A 1219-nucleotide genomic window follows, 5' to 3' on the forward strand; every position below is an offset into this window, starting at 1 on the left:
TGTCGTCCATGAGCGGCATGGACTCGATGTCGAGCATGGATAGCATGGACAGTATGGATTCCATGGACGGCAAATCCAGGGCGCAACCGATGCAGGGGATGGACCATAGCCAGCACCAGATGGCCCCGGCCAATCCTCTGAAGGTGCCCAGCAAGAAAGCGCGCCATGCCAAGACCGAATATGGTCCCAGCACCGACGCGCGGGTCGATAGTGCCCGTACCAATCTGGATGATCCAGGGGTTGGCTTACGGAACAACGGCCGCCGTGTACTGACCTTGGCTGACATGCACACGATCGGTGGCCCGCTCGATAACCGTGGTCCCGAGCGTGAAGTCGAACTTCATCTGACCGGCAATATGGAACGTTACGCATGGTCGCTCGACGGCTTGGAGTTCGGCAAGTCGACGCCCATTCATTTCCGCTATGGCGAACGCCTGCGGGTCATTCTGCATAACGACACCATGATGACCCACCCCATGCACTTACATGGTCTGTGGAGCGAATTGGAGACGCCCAACGGGGACTTCCTCGCGCGACGTCACACCATTCCAGTACAGCCGGCCCAGCGCATCAGTTTCCTGGTCACAGCGGATGCTTTAGGCCGTTGGGCCTGGCATTGCCACCTCATGTATCACATGGATATGGGCATGTTCCGTGAAGTCGTCGTCAGCTAACCAGGACCTGCACCGAAAGGCACACCTAGAATGACTCCTACCCGCTATTCAACTCAGATTCTCGTGCTGACCCTTGCCTCGGCAAGCATGAGCGCAGCATTGGCCCAGTCTCACGAAGGTCATGCCGCGCCTGCAGCTAGCTCAGCCTCGCAGCCAGCAATGACCACCATGGACAGCATGGATTCCATGGACGGGAGTACCGCCAGTCCCGCGATGCCAATGGATCATGGGGCAATGAATCACGCCGGCATGAACCACGGTGGAATGGACATGGGGGGCATGGATATGGGCTCCAGTTCGACGGCACCTGCGGATGCACGAGACCCCCATGGCTATTCCAATGGCTACACGCTCAATACCGGCCCCTATGCCCAAAAGGACACCAGCGCATTGATGATGTCCGATATGCATTCCTTCGGTTCCTTCCTGGTGGATCGCCTGGAGCGCGTTCATACCCGCAATGGGAACTCTGTCGCCTACGATACCCAAGGCTGGATCGGCAATTCGTATGACAAGTTCTACCTCAAAGCCGAAGGCGATATCGA

The 1219-nt window shown here is 57.8% G+C and carries 2 protein-coding genes; both read left to right on the top strand.

Annotated elements, in window-relative coordinates; translation table 11 throughout:
• On the top strand, positions 1-674 hold a 674-nt coding region (locus BTM36_RS23090), incomplete at its 5' end, for a multicopper oxidase domain-containing protein (RefSeq protein WP_168189826.1).
• A gap of 159 nt (positions 675-833) precedes the next feature.
• Positions 834-1219: copper resistance protein B (locus BTM36_RS23095; protein ID WP_254427069.1), on the top strand; the 386-nt coding region annotated here is incomplete at its 3' end.

Origin of the sequence: Herbaspirillum sp. VT-16-41, from assembly GCF_001994935.1 — a bacterium.
GTDB lineage: Bacteria > Pseudomonadota > Gammaproteobacteria > Burkholderiales > Burkholderiaceae_D > Herbaspirillum > Herbaspirillum frisingense.